Raw genomic sequence first — 15,068 nt, 5'->3', positions numbered from 1 at the left:
CGTGTCCGCAAAGTCAGGGGAGCCAGAGGCGTAGGCAGGCGAGGGTGACCATGGCTTGGTAGTGGCGGGCGCGTTTGTCGTAGCGAGTGGCCAGGGCCTTGTTGTGCTTGAGCTTGTTGAAGCAGCGCTCGACGAGGTTGCGGCGCCGGTAGGTGGTCCGGTCGAGTCGGCAGAGGCTTTCGCCTCGGCGGATGCGGCCGTTGATCTGGTCGATCCGCTCTGGGATCGCGGCTCTGATGCCCCGCCGACGCAGGTAGGAGCGGATCTTCGTGGACGAGTAGCCCTTGTCCGCGACGACCCGATCGGGCCGCGTTCTGGGCCGGCCGGGCCCGCGTCGGCTGACGCTGATGCGGGCCATGACCTGCTCGAACTGGGTGCAGTCGTTGACGTTCCCAGCGGTCAGGGTAAAGGCGAGCGGCCGGCCCTGCCCATCACAGGCCAGGTGGATCTTCGTAGTCAGCCCGCCACGGGACCGGCCGATCGCCTCGCCCGGCCAGAGCCCCCTTTTCGGGCCCCGGCCGCATGCTGGTGAGCCCGCACAGTCGTGGAGTCGACGCAGACGACAGTCCAGTCCACGGCGCCCACGGCATCGCAGTGCTGCTGGACCTGGGCCAGCAGCCGGTCCCAGGTGCCGTCTGCCGACCAGCGGCGGAAACGTTCGTAGACCGTCTTCCACGGGCCGTAACGCTCAGGCAGGTCCCGCCAGGCCGCCCCCGTGGACAGCTTCCACAGGATGCCGTTGACCACCTGCCGACGATCCCGCACCGGACGCCCCATCCGCGGAGGAGCCAGCAACGGCTCGATCACCGCCCACGACTCATCAGTCAGCTCATGACGACGCACCACGAACCAACCAACGACGCCGCCACTTTGCGGACACGACCTAGGAGCGTCCGGCTTCTGTCGGGTTCCTGTCGAGTTCGCCGACCGGGGAGCGGTGCACGGGGTACGTCGCGTTACATCGAGGCGCACCCCCACCTTCCCTCCCACGGAGGCGCGATCATGACTCGGAACCACTTCCAGCCGTCCCGGCGGACCGTGCTCGGCGGGGCCGTCGCCGCGCTCGCGGTCGCCGGTACGGGCACGGTCTCGGCACAGGCCTCGTCCGGGGCCTCGACGCGGGCCTCGGCCTGGCCGAGCGAGTTTCCGCTGCCCGACGGGTGGCTCCCCGAGGGGATCACCATCGGCAGCAGGCCGTACGCGTACATGGGTTCACGTGCCGACGGCTCGATCTACCGCACCGACCTGCGCACCGGCGAGGGCGGCGTCCTGCACCGGGGCGCCGCCGGCCTCGCGTCGATCGGTCTGAAGCTGGACCGCGACGGCCTGCTGTACGTGGCGGGCGGCGCCGGCGGGACGGCGAAGGTCCTCGACGCGCGCGACGGTGAGCTGCTGGCCACCTACCAGCTCACCCCGAACGCGGCGCCCTTCATCAACGACGTCGTCCTGCACCGCGACCGCGCCTGGTTCACCGACTCCCGGGACGCCGTCCTCCACGGCGTCCCGCGCGGCCGCACGGGCAAGGTGCGCGCCCTTCCGCTCACCGGCGAGTGGGTGCAGGCACCGGCCGGGACCAACAGCGCCAACGGCCTGGTCGCCACCCCCGACGGACGCGGCCTGATCGTCGTCAACGCGGGCCAGTTGTACCGGGTGGACATCCGGACCGGTCACGCCACCAAGGTCGCGCTGGTGGGCGGGACCGACGTGACGGGCGGCGACGGTCTGGTGCGCCTCGGCCGCGTCCTGTACGTCGTACAGAACCGCCAGAACAAGATCACCGTCTGGGACCTCGACCGGGACGCCACGACGGCCACCCTGCGCCGGACGATCACCGACCCCCGTTTCGACGTGCCCACCACCGCCGCCCGGTTCGGCGACCGCCTCTATCTCGTCAACGCCCGCTTCACCAGCCCGCAGACGCCTCAGACGACGTTCAACGCGGTGTCGGTGTCGCTGTGAGGGAGGCGGCCGGGGTGGCTTCGGCGGCTCGGGCGCAGTGCGGCCAGTCGCCGAAGTCGCGGTCCTCGCTCCACAGCCGTCGGGCCGCCTGGATGTTCCACTCCGGGTCCAGGGCCTGACGGGGCGTCCCGCCCAGTTCGCGCAGCCGGGCGTCGGAGATCTGGAACAGGCCCCAGTTCCGGGTGCCGTTGGTGTTGGGCAGGATGTGCAGCGGGTCCAGGAAGGACTGGCAGTCGGCGATGGCCACCGCCTTGTCCGGCGCCTCGGGGAACACCTCCCGGACCCGCTGCCGCACCTTCTCCTGCGACCAGACACTCATCCGGACCCGTGAGGCGTACAGCGCCTTCTTGGTGGGTTCCTCGACGACCCCGTTCGGCTGGATCCCGGCCAGCACCTGGAAGGCGGTGACACGGCGCAGGGTCTGCGGACCGAAGCTGCCGTCGACGCCGATGTCCGCGCCCTTGGCGTGCAGCAGGCGCTGCACCTCCCGTACGCACTCGTCGTGCTCGCCCATGGCGATCACGGGCGGGCAATTGGCCGAGAACAACGGCCGGTCGTCACCGGAACCGCGTCCGTCGGCGCCGCCGCTGCCGGACGGCGTCCGGGCGCCGTACAGCGCCCAGGCGGAGACGCTGAGGGCCGCGACGATGGCGGCGGTGACGACGGAGGTGCGGAGGCGGTGCCTGCGTGAGCGGGGGTCGGGGCGGAGGGTGGGGGCGGGTTCGGGGTCGGGGTCGGGCTCCCCGGCGTTGTCTGGGACCGTTTCCCCCTCCCTCTCTGCCTCGGCTTCCTGTTCCGTCTCCTCTTCTTCCGCTTCCTGCCCTGTGCCCTGCCCGGATACCGCTACTGCTTCCGCTTCCGCTTCCTCGGCACCGGCCGCCGTGGTTCTCGCCGCGTCCGCCAGGGCCCACAGGCGGTGCAGGGTGCGGAGTTCCTCCGGGGTCGCGCCGCAGACCGTGGCCAGCCGGTGGACGCTGCCGTAGTCCTGGGGCACCGATGTGCCGCGGCAGTAGCGGTGCAGCGTCGAACCGGCCAGGCCGGATTTCTTGGCGAGGGCCTCGTAACTCAGGCCCGACCGGCTCTTCAGCGCACGCAGCAGCGCGGCGAACCGTTCCGTTTCCGGGCATTCGGACATCGGGTTTCCCCCCTCGGATACCCCCACGGGCGCTGGTCGGGCGCCTCAGGCGCCACTGTGCCACCAAAGGCATCCCATGGCCGTCCCAACGGTTTCGGAACGCGCCAGTCAGGCGCCGTCCCATCCGTCCCGGCATCCCAGCCGGCCCCGCCGTCCTTGCCGGACCCAGGCGTGCCTTGCCAGCGTCGGGCCGTCCGAACGACCGGACCCCCGACCCCTCGAGGAGAACAGGCTCATGCGCCTTTCCGTCCGCAGGAACTCCCGCACCACACCGCTGTTCGCGGTCCTCGCCGTCAGCGCCGCCGCCATCACGACCCTGGCCGTGCCGACCTCCGCTTCGGCCGCTCCGGCCGCTCCCGCGGCGGTGGACTGCGCGAGTGGGCACATCTGTTTCTGGACCGGCGCCAACTTCACCGGCAGCAAGTGCGCGTGGGACGTGGCCGACCCCGACTGGCAGAGCGGCTCCATCAGGTGTTCCTGGGCCGCCACGACCAACGTGAAGTCGGTGTGGAACGCCGGCACCAGCAGCTCCACCGGTGTCGCCTACTACCGGGGCGCCGACTACAGCGACCGGATCGGCTGCACCCGGCAGCAGCACGGCGGCAACCTGGCCGGTACGTACAAGGTCCGCTCCCACCGGTGGATCAGCGGCAGCTGCGGCTGACGCGCCCGGGGATCCACGCACGGTGGCGTGCACGCCCGCTCCTGCGTGCACGCCACCGCGGCTTGTCCCGCGTGGGGGTCATCCCAGGAGGGATGAGCGGGACTGCTCTTCGGGGAGGGGCCGGGTGTCGAGGTAGAACCACTCGGCGTCGGCGGTGGGCCAGGGCGCCGGCTCCCCCGCCCCGGCCGGCTCCTCCTCCATTCCGGCGACCGGGCGCCTGGGCAGCGGCGCCGAGCCCGGGGCCTCCCCCGCGGACGCGGCGGTACGGGACCCGGCCGGTTCGGCCTGCTTGGCCTCCCCGGGCATCAGGAGTTCCACCCGGAGACCCAGTCCCCGCTGCTGGGCGGTGAACTCCTCGACCTGGTTGCGGCAGGCGTGGTCCAGGTGGGTCACGCCGGTCAGGTCGAGCCGGATCCGCGGCTTCCCGGACGCGGCGGCCGCCTCCAGCGCCTCGATCACCTTCGGCAGGCGCAGGAACGTGGCGTTGCCGGCCATCACGACCTTGGCCGTGTCCTCCTCCATGTGCTGGCGGATCACGGTCTGCGACATGCGCAGCGCGGCCAGCACGATGCCCGCGGCGACGCCGAACAGCACGCCTTCCAGCAGCGCGGTCGCCACGATGACCAGCGTGGTCAGCGTCATCACCGCGAACTCGCCCCGGTCCTGGCGCCACATCTTCGGGAACTCGGCGGGCGCGAACAGCTTCCAGCCGCTGTGCACGAGGACACCGGCGAGCACGGAGATCGGGATCAGCGCGAGCACCTGCGGCAGCAGCAGCGCGAACGCGAGCAGCCACAGGCCGTGCAGCGTGCGGGAGAGCCGGGTCTTGGCCCCGGCCTGGACGTTCGCCGAACTGCGCGCCACGACCGCGGTGATGGGGAGTGCGCCGAGGACGCCCGCGACGGTGTTGCCGACGCCCTGGGCGACCAGCTCGGTGTTGTAGCGGGTGCGCGGGCCGCTGTGCATCCGGTCCACGGCGGCGGCCGTGAACAGGCTCTCGGCGGACGCGATGACCGTGAAGGTGAGGATGGCGGTGATGATCGCGCCGTCGGTGAGCGCGCCGAACTGCTCCGCGCCCGGCAGGTTCACGGACGCGAGCAGGTTGCCCACCTGGAGCGTCTTCACGTCCACGCCGGGCAGCGCGGCGACGACCACGCCGATGCCGACGGCGACCAGTGCGGCCGGGATCTTCCCGGCCGGGCCGGGCACCTTCTTCCACACGAAGCTGAGCACGATCGTGAGGATGCCGAGCAGGGTGGCGATCATGGCCTGCGGGTTCGTCAGGATGCCGGCCAGCAGCCCGGGGATGCCGGCCATGTTCTCGATCGCGGTGCCGGGTGCCTTGGCGTCGGCCATGGGATAGGCCTGGCTGAACATCAGCGGCACGCCGATGCCGGCCAGCATGCCCTGGACGACGGCGACCGAGGTGGCCTGGAACATCCGGCCCAGTTTCACCAGTCCGAGGACGATCTGCAGCAGGCCGGCGAACAGCACGATCACGCCGAGCATGGCCACGCCGACATCGGCGACGGTGTCCGCCACGAGCGCGGCGAGCCCGGCGGCAGGCCCGCTGACCTGGAGCGTACTGCCCTTGACCGCGCCGACGACCAGGCCGCCGATCACCCCGGAGATGATCCCGAGCTCGGCCGGAACACCCGAGGCGACGGCCACGCCGATGCACAGCGGCAGCGCGACGAGGAAGACGACCAGCGAGGCGGTGATGTCGGTGACGAGGTCGGCCTTGGCCCCGGCCTTGCCACCCATCCCCTTCGCGCCCCCGGTCACCATCCGCACGAGCCCACCCAGCCCACCTTCTCCGACACGCCCTGCCGGGCCGCCTCCGACAGAGCCGCCCCGGCCGTCGCCTGCCGGTCCTGCGGCGGGACCGCGCCCCGCCGTGCCTACGCCGGGACCGCCCCCAGCCAGGCCTGCGGCGGAACCGTGTAATGCCGGTCCGCCGGGAGGCTCACCGGCCCCCGGTCCTACACCAGGACCGCGCCCTGCCGGGCCTGCGCCGAGACCACCCGATGCCGGGCCTCCGACAGGACCGCCCCCCAGCGGGCCTCCGGCAGAGCCACCCCCCGGACGGCCCCCGGGCTCCCCCGCAGCGCCTCCCGAAGGCCCGCCCAGCGCACCGTCGCGCCAGCCCTCGACACCCCCTCCGGAGCCACCGGACCGCCAGTCACCCCCTCCGGAGCCACCCGACCGCCAGTCGCCTCCCCCCTCGGAACGACCGCCCGCCCCCCAGTCGGCGACAGCACCCGAAGCCCCGGCCGCCCCCCAACGCCCGGTGCCCTCCCCGTGACCACCCGCCCCCCAGCCCGTGCCACCCTCCGAACGACCGTCGGCCCCCCAATCAGCGACGCCCTCCGAAGACCCGACCGACCCCCAACTCCCCGTGCCCTCCCCGGGACTGCCCGGCCCCCAGTCCGCAGCACCCCCCGCCGCCAGACCGCTCGCCCCCCTGCCGATCCCACCCTCCGATCGACCCTCGTCCCGCCAGCCGGTGCCACCCTCCGAACGACCGTCGGCCCCCCAATCAGCCACGCCCTCGGAAGACCCGACCGACCCCCAACTCCCCGTCCCCTCCCCGGGACCGCTCGCCCCCCAGCCCTCAGCACCCCCCGTCGAACCGCCCGCCCCCCAGTCAGCGACGCTCCCCCCGGACCCCGCCGACCGCCAACCCCCCGTGTCCTGCCCCGAACCATTCGCCCCCCAGTCCGAGACACCCCCCTCGACCCCGGCCGCTCCCGGGTCCGCCATGCCTCCCCCCGCCCCCGGGTCGGCCCCCCGGCCACCCCGTGCGGCAGCACCCCGTGCGGCGGCACCCCGGCCCCGCGCATGTGCCCCGCTCACGCGGCATGCACCCGGAACATGCCGTCGTCGCCGCGTTCGTACACGAACCCGGTGTCGACCTCGTAGTACCAGCCGTGCAGCCGCAGCCGGCCCGAGTCGAGGCGTTGCCGTACGACCGGGTAACTCCGCAGCGCGCTGAGCTGGTTGGCGACGTTGCCCTGGGACACCTCCGGCAGGGACGGGTCGTCCGGGGCGGTCTCCAGTACGGAGGTCAGCTCCGGGCGGGCGATGCGGAGCCAGGCGTCGACGCCGGGCAGCCCGGACAGGTCGTCGCCGGACTTCAGCGCGCCCATCGCACCGCAGTGTGAGTGACCGCACACCACGATGTCCTGAACCCCGAGCACCTCCAGTGCGTACTCGATGGTGGCCGCCTCGCCGGAGGCCCCGGGCCGCCCGTAAGGCGGCACGATATTGCCCGCGTTGCGCAGCTCGAATATCTCACCAGGGCGCGCGCCGGTGATCAGCGCGGGTATGACCCGAGAATCCGAGCAGGTGATGAACAACACCTCCGGATATTGCCCTTCGGCCAGTTTCCGGTATTCGCCGCTGTCGAAATCGACGCGCGTCCTGAACGTACGGGCCCGATCGAGAAGTGTCTTCAATGCCGCCTCCTGAGCTGGGGTTTCTTTCTCTGCACCCCACCGTAGACGGCCGACCTACAGAGGAAGGTTAAGCGAACTCCAGCCCCCGGACAGGAATTGAACATTCTTTGTCCCGCATATACAGACGAACGGTCGTCTTGTAGCGTGTGAACTCCAGGGCAGAGAATGCGAATTCACGCTGCCCGGATTCATGCCGGCTCACGGAGAGACAGGACGTATGGGCATACGAGTGCTGCTCATCGAGGACGACGAGACGATCGCCGAGCCGCTCACCGAGGGGCTCGGCCACTTCGGACTGACGGTCGATCACGTCGCCACGGGCACGGACGGGCTGAGAGGCCCGTACAACGACGTCGTCCTGCTCGACCTGGGACTGCCCGACATGGACGGCATCGACGTCTGCCGGGGCATCCGGCAGGTCTCGGACGTCCCCATCGTCATCCTCAGCGCCCGCGGCGAGGAGGCCGACCGCGTACTGGGCCTGGAACTGGGCGCCGACGACTACCTGGCGAAACCTTTCAGCGTACGAGAGCTGGTGGCCCGGGTCCGCGCGGTGACCCGGCGCACGCAACGCACCCACCAGGCGTTCCCCGAGGCACCGGCCGCACCACCGGGCACCCCTGATACGCAGCCCCAGCAACAGCCCCAGCCCGCGTACGACCCCACCCCCACAAGCCCACCCCCGTACGAACCGGCCTCACCCATGTCCTACGAAGCCCCCGCGGCCTCGTACGACCCCGCCCCCGACCCCCCGCACGACCCGGGCCCGCTCGTGGTGGACCGCCGTACCCGTCAGGTCTGGGTCGGCGAGGCGCCCGTCCTGCTCACCCCCAAGGAGTTCGACCTGCTGGCGCTCCTCAGCGAGGACCCGGGCGCGGTCTACTCGCGCCAGCAGATCCTGGACCGCGTCTGGGACCCGCACTACGACGGCCCGACCAAGACGCTGGACGTCCATGTGGCCGCGCTGCGGCGCAAGTTGGGGCACCCGGCGTGGATCCGGACCCTGCGGGGCGTCGGCTTCCGGCTGTCCGTGCACACCGGGCCGGGCGCCGCGCGGGTGGCCTCTCCGTGACTCGCCGGCTGCTGCTCAGCTACCTCAGCCTCGCCGCGCTGGTGCTGCTCTGCCTGGAGATCCCGCTGGGCTTCGTCTACTCGCGCGGCGAGCGGGAGCGGGTGGTCAACGCGGCGAAGGACGAGGCCGAGTCGGTCTCCGCGTACGCGGCGCTGTCCCTCGCGGAGGGCCGGGGCGAGCGGGACCTGCCCGCGCGGGTGACGCACTGCGCGCAGCGCATCGGCGGGAAGGTGGTGATCGTCGACGCCTCGGGCGCCTCACTCGCCACCTCCCACCCCAGGGACCCCGCGATGTCCGGCAATCTGGCCGCTCGGCCGGGCATCGCGGCAGCCTTGCGAGGCACCTCGACGGTGGACGTCCGCACCTCCACCATCGGCGGCGTCGAGTATCTGTCGGTGGCGGCGCCGGTCGGCCAGGAGGCGCGGCCGGTGGGCGCGGTGTGGCTGACGGTGCCCACGCGCATGGTGCACGAGCGCGTCCACCATGTGTGGCTGCTGCTCGCCCTGGGCGGTTTCGCCGTGCTGACGGCGGTCACCCTGGTCGGTTTCGCCTTCGCCCGCTGGATGGGGCGCCCCATCCGCGAACTGGAGCTGGCGACGCACGAGTTGGCCGAGGGCGGTGGCCGGTTCACCCCGGTGACGATCACGAAGGGCCCGCCGGAAGTGCGGAGTCTGGCCGCGGCGTTCAACCACACCGCGGCCCGGTTCGCGCATCTGCTGGCCTCCCAGCGGGCGTTCGCGGGCGAGGCGTCGCATCAGCTGAAGACGCCGCTGGCGGCGCTGCGGCTGCGTCTGGAGAACCTGGAGCCGGACATCGCCGCCCGGGCCCGGGGCAGCCTCACCGCCGCCCTCACGGAGACGGACCGGCTCGCCCGGATGGTCGAGCACCTGCTGGCGATGGCCCGGCTGGAGGAGCACGCGGCCATCCCCGCCGCCGTCGACCTGGGCGCGCTCTGCACGGAACGGCACCGCACCTGGCAGCCCCTGTTCGCGCGGGAGGACGTCTCCCTCGTGCTCTTCGCGGGGAGCGTGGGCCCGGTCCTCGCGGTGCCGGGAGCGGTGGAGCAGATCATGGACAACCTGCTCTCCAACGCGCTGCGGGCGTCCCCGTCCGGCAGCACCGTCACCATCGAGCTGCGTCTGCAGGCCCCCTCCCGCCGGGCCCTGCGGGACAGCCGCCCCCGCTGGGTCGACCTGCATGTCACCGATGAGGGCCCGGGCATGACGGAGGAGCAGCGCGCCCGCGCCTTCGACCGCTTCTGGCGCGCGCCGGGCGCTCCGAAGGGCGGTACGGGGCTCGGTCTCGCCCTGGTGCAGCGGCTCGCCCACGCCAGCGGCGGCGAGGCGACCCTGCACGCGGCGGCGACGGGTGGCCTGGACGTGGTGATCCGGCTGCCGTCCGTACGCCCGCCGGCCGAGGGGCCCGGTCCGGGCGGCGACCGCTCCAGGAGGCCGAGACGGGAGGCACCGGCGCTGCCGGCGTGAGAAGGCATGCCGCCCCACGGCCACGCGTTGTCCATGCTCCGTCAACCCGGCTCCCATAGCCTCCCTTCCGCTCTCCCACGCACGACCCTGCCGTCGACCGTCGGCAGGGCGGTACGGCACCTCCTGGAGTGAGAGTGGAACGTCGTAGCCTCCTGCGTGCGGCCGTCATCGGCGGCGCTTCGGCCGCGTTGGGCGGAACCCTGTGGCGCGGCGCCGCCCACGCGGCCCCGGCCCAGCCCGGCCCCGGCCCCTACGGGGCGCCGGGTTCCCCGGACGCCAACGGCATCAGACTCCCGAGCGGCTTCACCAGCCGCGTGATCGCCCGCTCCGGCCAGCGGGTCGGGAGCACCTCGTACACCTGGCACAACGCCCCGGACGGCGGCGCCTGTTACGCCGACGGCACGGGCTGGATCTATGTCTCCAACTCCGAGATCAACCCGTCGGGCGGCGCGAGTGCGGTGAAGTTCTCGTCGGCGGGCGCGATCACGGGCGCGTACCGCGTCCTGTCCGGAACCCGCCAGAACTGCGCGGGCGGCAGGACGCCGTGGAACACCTGGCTGTCCTGCGAGGAGGTGGACCGGGGCTACGTCTACGAGACGGACCCCTGGGGCGTGAACGCGGCGGTGCGCCGGGACGCCATGGGCCGCTTCAAGCACGAGGCGGCGGCCGCCGACCCGGTGCGCAAGGTGATCTACCTGACCGAGGACGAGACCAACGGCCGCTTCTACCGCTTCGTCCCGGCCGCTTGGGGCACCCTGTCGTCCGGCACGCTCCAGGTCATGGTCGCGGGCAGCGCCACGAGCGGCTCCTTCACCTGGGCCGACGTCCCCGACCCGGACGGCTCCCCCACCGCCACCCGCTCCCAGGTCTCCGGCTCCAAGTCCTTCAACGGCGGCGAGGGCTGCCACTACGCGGACAACACCGTCTGGTTCACGACCAAGGGCGACAACCGCGTCTGGCAGCTCAACCTGCTGAACAACACATACGAACTGGCCTACGACGACTCCCTCGTGAGCGGCACGGCTCCCCTCACCGGCGTCGACAACATCACCGGCGCCTCCTCCGGTGACCTCTTCGTCGCCGAGGACGGCGGCACTATGGAGATCTGCGTCATCACCCCGGACGACATCGTCGCCCCGTTCCTGCGCGTCGACGGCCAGTCGGGCTCGGAGATCACGGGCCCGGCGTTCTCCCCGGACGGCACCCGCCTGTACTTCTCCAGCCAGCGCGGCACGAGCGGCAGCTCGTCGGGAGGCATCACCTACGAGGTGAAGGGCCCGTTCCGCTCGTAGACACCCCATCGACTTCACACAACCATCACAAGTTGGTCACCTCACCCTCATCGAGGGCCTCCCGGTCCTACGGTCATCCCCTCACGTACCACCTCTGGGGGGATGACCATGACCAATCCGTACGTCAATCCGCACAACGGCCCGTATCCCGCACCGCCCACGCCGCGGCCCGGCCGCCCGGCGCCCCGCTGGGCCAGGAAGCGCTACGTGCTGCCCGCCCTCGGGCTGGCCCTGTTCATAGGCGCGGGCATCGGCGCGGGCGGCGGGGAGACCACCACCGACGCGAAGCCCGCGGCCGCCAAGCCGCAGCCGACCGTCACGGTCACCGCGACGGCCACGACCACCGCCACACCGGCCGCGAAGAAGCCGGAACCCGCGCCCACGGTCACCGCCACCAAGACCGTCCGGGCCACCACCACGGTCACCGCCCGGCCGGCGTCGGGCGGCGGCTCCCACGACAGCGGCTCGGGCGGCAGCGGCTCCGGCTCCGGCTCCGGCTCCGGCGGCACGGACGTCTACTACGCCAACTGCAGCGCCGTCCGGGCCGCCGGTGCCGCCCCCATCAGCCGTGGTGAGCCGGGGTACGCCTCCCACCTGGACCGTGACAACGACGGGGTCGCCTGCGACACGTGACCCCGGCGGGCCGGTGACCATCGGTGCGTCCGGCCGTTCCTCCGGTGGGGCAGCTCGTACGGGCTGCCCGGCCGACGGAAGGAACATCACCGTGGACACGACCGTGCCCTCCCCCGACGCCCAGCCCGTGCTGCCGCGCGACGAGTGGGTCAAGACACTGCCGCAGACCATCGTCGCGTCCTGCGTCCTGCTCCTCGACGCCGAGGACCGCATCCTGCTGCTGCGCTACGCCGGGCACCAGCCCGCTGCCGGGCTCTGGGGGCTGCCGGGCGGCATGCTCGACCACGGAGAGGACCCCCTCGGTGCCGCGCTCCGGGAGCTGTACGAGGAGACCGGAATCGTCCTCGACCTGGACCCCCGGCTCATCGGCTACGACCACCGGGCCGACGTGAACGGCACGGGCCCTGTGATCGACTTCTACTTCCACGGCGGCCGCCTCCCGGCCGAGCTGTCGCTCACGCGCAGCACGGAGCACGACGACGACGGCCTGTTCGCCCTCGCCGACCTGGAGTCCACCCCGCTGACGAACCAGCCGGAGACCCTGACCGCCCTGCACACCGCCGCACTGACCGGCACGGCCGTATGCCTGCGGGAAGGCCTGCCCCAGTGAGCGCGCGGCACCGCATGGCAGCAGTCGTCCTGGCTGCTCTCGCGCTCTCCTTGGGCCCCCTCGGCACGCCCTCGTCCCCGGCCGGCACGCCTCTCCCGCCGGACCGGTTGCGGCAGGAGGCGACCGGAGCCCTGGAATCCACCCGGGCGGTCAGCGTCCATGTCCGCGTCCGGGAGGGCCGGCACACCGTCGAGGCAAGCGCCGGCGAGGCCGCCCTCGGCACCGGCCGGCCCGTGCCGAACGGTGCGCACTTCCGGGCCGCCAGCGTCACGAAGTCCTTCGTGGCCGCGACCGTGCTGCAACTGGCCGCCGAGCGCCGGCTGTCCCCGCACGACACGGTGGAACGATGGCTGCCCGGCCTGGTCCAGGGACACGGCAACGACGGCAGCCGCATCACCATCAGACACCTGCTCCAGCACACCAGCGGCCTGCACGACTACGACTCCACCGAGCTGACCGGCCGTACGGCCCCGGAGTTCGAGCGCAGGCGCTTCGACCACATCGCCACCGAACGCCTCGTCGCCGCCGCGCTGCGGCACGCCCCGGACTTCCCCCCTGCCGACCCCGCCGACCCCGAGCCCCGCTGGAACTACTCCAACACCGGCTACCACCTCCTGGGCGCCGTCATCGAGAAGGTCACGGGACGTCCCTGGGCCGAGGAGGTGGAGGACCGGATCGTCCGCCGGCTGGGGCTGCGCGGCACCCGCGTCCCGGGAGACGACCCCTCCCTGCCGAAGCCGTACGCCCACACCTACCACCGGTTCGCCGGATCCGCCCGCTACACCGACACCACCGTCCGGAACATGGCGTGGGCCGGTACCGCAGGCGCGCTGGTCTCCACCTCCCGCGACCTGGACCGGTTCTTCACGGCCCTGCTCACCGGCGAACTGCTGCCGCCCCGGGAACTCGCCGCGATGCGCACCACCGTCCCGAGCAATGAGGAGCACCAGAGGTTCACGCCCGGACTGCGTTACGGCCTCGGCCTGATGCGGCAGCCGTTGCCGTGCGGCGGCAGCCGCTGGGGCCACCACGGCGACCTCGAAGGCACGTTCGTCAGAACGGGCTTCACCGCCGACGGAAGACGGTCGGTGGTCGTCACGGTCAACGGCCGCACCACGGACGACACCCAGCTCCTCACCGCCGAGAAGGCCCTGCAGGGGCTCATCGACCGGATGTTGTGCCGACGGTGACCGCCCCTCAGGACAGCAGGTCCACGTCCCGCACCCGGTCCTGATGGATCAGCACGTCGAAGCAGCGGCCCAGCGCGAGGTCGAACCAGTTCCGCTCCTCCGGGTAGGCGGTACCGACACTGCGCGTGGGCCGGGCCACGGCGAGCCAGGAGCGGGCCGCTCCCGGGGCGGTCCGCAGGTCCAGGACGTAGCGGTCGTACCGCACCCGGTCCAGCGTGTGCTCGTTGCTGCCGGTCCGCGGCGGGCCGACCGTGTGGGTGAGCATGTGCACCTCCTCCGGGTCGGTGGCCCTGAACGAGCCCTGGCCGAAGGTGAGTCCGACGCTCGCATAGCGGCTGCCGAGCCGGTCGCGCAGGAACGCCCCCTGCGTCCTGGGCAGGACCTTCGGGTCCTCCGGTTCGTAGCCGATGTGGTTGTTGTGGCCCGCCAGCAGGATCCGGTGCCCGGTGTGCTCGCGCCACCAGACGACGTTGTCCGCCATCACCTCGTCCCGCCACCGCATGGCCTCGGCGACCTGCCGCGGATCCGCGAAGTCGAAGCCGTAGCCGGTGGCCGTCTGGTCGATCACCGTGGCGTGCCGCGACACCTCGGCGAACTCTCGCGGCGCGACCGCTCCGCGCGGGGCCAGTGACTCCAGCAGGTCCAGGGCGCGTCCGGTCCGGGAGGCCATGTCCTGCCGTTCGGCGAGCGGGCGGGCGAGATACGCCTTCTGGTACTCGCCGGAGGGGACGGTCGGGCGCAGCCCCCGGTAGAGCTCCTCGAACCGCGGTGCGAGATCCGGCCGGACCCGTCCCACGTAGGCCGTCACCCGGTCGTACAGCTCGGGCCCCGTGTAGCCCCAGTCGTCACCCATGAACCGCACCGGGTCCTGCGGATGCCGGCGGTTGTACGCCCGCATCCACCGCACCAGTGCCAGGTTCTCGGCGGTGTTGTTCAGCACGTACGTGTACTGGAAGTCCTCCCGCATGATGCGCTCGGGGTCCCCCTTGCCGTGCACCACGTAGTCGTCGAGGCGCACCCCGGTGCTCCAGGCCGTCTCCAGCGCGAAGGTCCGAAAGCCCCGGCTCTCCACCAGATACCGGAAGACGCGGTCCTTGACCGCGAGAAACTCGTGCGACCCGTGCGCCGCCTCCCCCATCCCCACCACGACCGCGTCCCCGACCGCCCTGCCGACCGGCCGGAGGTCACCGACGTCCCCGCCGGGCTCGGCGGTACGCAGAGGGCTCGCGGCCCGCTCCAGAGCCGGCACCACGGGGTCCTCGGCAGCGGTGGCCGCGGGAGTCGGCACGAGGAGCGACACCGCGAGAACGACGAAGGTCCATGGACGCAGGCACGACATACCGCATACGTGCCCTACCCGGATCAGCCGTGCCGCGGCAGCCCCGGCCATTCACCCGAACGGGAGCCCGCGCACGCGCCCGTGAGCGTTTCCTCAATGTGCCGGGTTTCTTGTCCATGCCCGAATGTCTCGCAAAGGCCGGTCGGAAGCGCCGACAGCTCAAGGGGGCGGCACCCTCCGCACAAGGTGCCGCCCCCTGTCTCCTCCGTAGTCCGGAGCCGCCGCGATCGGT

The 15,068-nt window shown here is 72.3% G+C and carries 13 protein-coding genes; 8 read left to right on the top strand and 5 right to left on the bottom strand.

Features of this window, described 5'->3' with window-relative positions; translation table 11 throughout:
- Positions 1-13: 13 nt before the first annotated feature.
- A protein-coding gene (locus KJK29_RS26135) for an IS5 family transposase (RefSeq protein ID WP_251058078.1) occupies positions 14-843 on the bottom strand; the annotation gives its coding sequence in 2 pieces (ribosomal slippage) (positions 14-495 and positions 495-843; 831 coding nt in all).
- A 159-nt stretch (positions 844-1,002) separates the two neighbouring features.
- Here KJK29_RS26135 and KJK29_RS26130 point away from each other — a divergent pair.
- Complete coding sequence (locus KJK29_RS26130) at positions 1,003-1,959, top strand: SMP-30/gluconolactonase/LRE family protein (RefSeq protein ID WP_215121559.1); 957 nt, start codon at positions 1,003-1,005, stop codon at positions 1,957-1,959.
- Here KJK29_RS26130 and KJK29_RS39200 read toward each other — a convergent pair.
- On the bottom strand, positions 1,934-3,094 hold the full coding sequence (locus KJK29_RS39200; protein WP_215121558.1) for a helix-turn-helix domain-containing protein: 1,161 nt from the start codon (positions 3,092-3,094) through the stop codon (positions 1,934-1,936). The two genes, KJK29_RS26130 and KJK29_RS39200, sit on opposite strands and share 26 nt — an antisense overlap.
- Positions 3,095-3,329: 235 nt before the next feature.
- Here KJK29_RS39200 and KJK29_RS26120 point away from each other — a divergent pair, with 235 nt between their 5' ends.
- Positions 3,330-3,758, top strand: a complete 429-nt coding sequence (locus KJK29_RS26120) for a peptidase inhibitor family I36 protein (protein ID WP_215121557.1) — start codon at positions 3,330-3,332, stop codon at positions 3,756-3,758.
- Between the two features lie 78 nt (positions 3,759-3,836).
- Here KJK29_RS26120 and KJK29_RS26115 read toward each other — a convergent pair whose 3' ends face one another.
- Positions 3,837-5,546, bottom strand: coding sequence for a SulP family inorganic anion transporter (locus tag KJK29_RS26115; protein WP_215124463.1), 1,710 nt, complete (start codon positions 5,544-5,546; stop codon positions 3,837-3,839).
- A 1,064-nt stretch (positions 5,547-6,610) separates the two neighbouring features.
- Positions 6,611-7,216 carry a carbonic anhydrase gene (locus KJK29_RS26110; RefSeq protein ID WP_215121556.1) on the bottom strand — a complete coding sequence of 202 codons (606 nt, stop codon included), beginning with the start codon at positions 7,214-7,216 and terminating at the stop codon, positions 6,611-6,613.
- Between the two features lie 217 nt (positions 7,217-7,433).
- Between KJK29_RS26110 and KJK29_RS26105 the strand changes: the two genes are divergently transcribed.
- The 6 genes from KJK29_RS26105 to KJK29_RS26080 all read left to right on the top strand — a co-directional run bounded on the left by KJK29_RS26105 (position 7,434) and on the right by KJK29_RS26080 (position 13,497).
- Positions 7,434-8,288 carry a response regulator transcription factor gene (locus tag KJK29_RS26105; RefSeq protein WP_215121555.1) on the top strand — a complete coding sequence of 285 codons (855 nt, stop codon included), beginning with the start codon at positions 7,434-7,436 and terminating at the stop codon, positions 8,286-8,288.
- Entirely contained in the window at positions 8,285-9,772 is a 1,488-nt protein-coding gene (locus tag KJK29_RS26100; protein WP_215121554.1) for a sensor histidine kinase, read from the top strand. Before KJK29_RS26105 ends, KJK29_RS26100 begins: the two co-directional genes overlap by 4 nt.
- 134 nt (positions 9,773-9,906) lie before the next feature.
- Entirely contained in the window at positions 9,907-11,064 is a 1,158-nt protein-coding gene (locus KJK29_RS26095) for an alkaline phosphatase PhoX (protein ID WP_215121553.1), read from the top strand.
- A 108-nt stretch (positions 11,065-11,172) separates the two neighbouring features.
- A complete protein-coding gene (locus KJK29_RS26090) occupies positions 11,173-11,697 on the top strand; it encodes an excalibur calcium-binding domain-containing protein (RefSeq protein WP_251057943.1) in 525 nt (174 codons plus the stop codon).
- 91 nt (positions 11,698-11,788) lie between these two features.
- Complete coding sequence (locus KJK29_RS26085; RefSeq protein ID WP_215121551.1) at positions 11,789-12,307, top strand: NUDIX hydrolase; 519 nt, start codon at positions 11,789-11,791, stop codon at positions 12,305-12,307.
- Positions 12,308-12,321: 14 nt separating this feature from the next.
- A complete protein-coding gene (locus tag KJK29_RS26080) occupies positions 12,322-13,497 on the top strand; it encodes a serine hydrolase domain-containing protein (protein ID WP_215121550.1) in 1,176 nt (391 codons plus the stop codon).
- 7 nt (positions 13,498-13,504) lie between these two features.
- Here the strand turns inward: KJK29_RS26080 and KJK29_RS26075 are convergent, their stop codons facing one another.
- Positions 13,505-14,836, bottom strand: a complete 1,332-nt coding sequence (locus KJK29_RS26075) for an erythromycin esterase family protein (RefSeq protein ID WP_215121549.1) — start codon at positions 14,834-14,836, stop codon at positions 13,505-13,507.
- Between the last annotated feature and the right edge of the window lie 232 nt (positions 14,837-15,068).

The sequence above is a fragment of the Streptomyces koelreuteriae genome, assembly GCF_018604545.1.
GTDB classification, from domain to species: Bacteria; Actinomycetota; Actinomycetes; order Streptomycetales; family Streptomycetaceae; genus Streptomyces; species Streptomyces koelreuteriae.
Note: the sequence above shows the minus strand (reverse complement) of the source record. Positions and strands in the feature narration are given on the sequence as shown.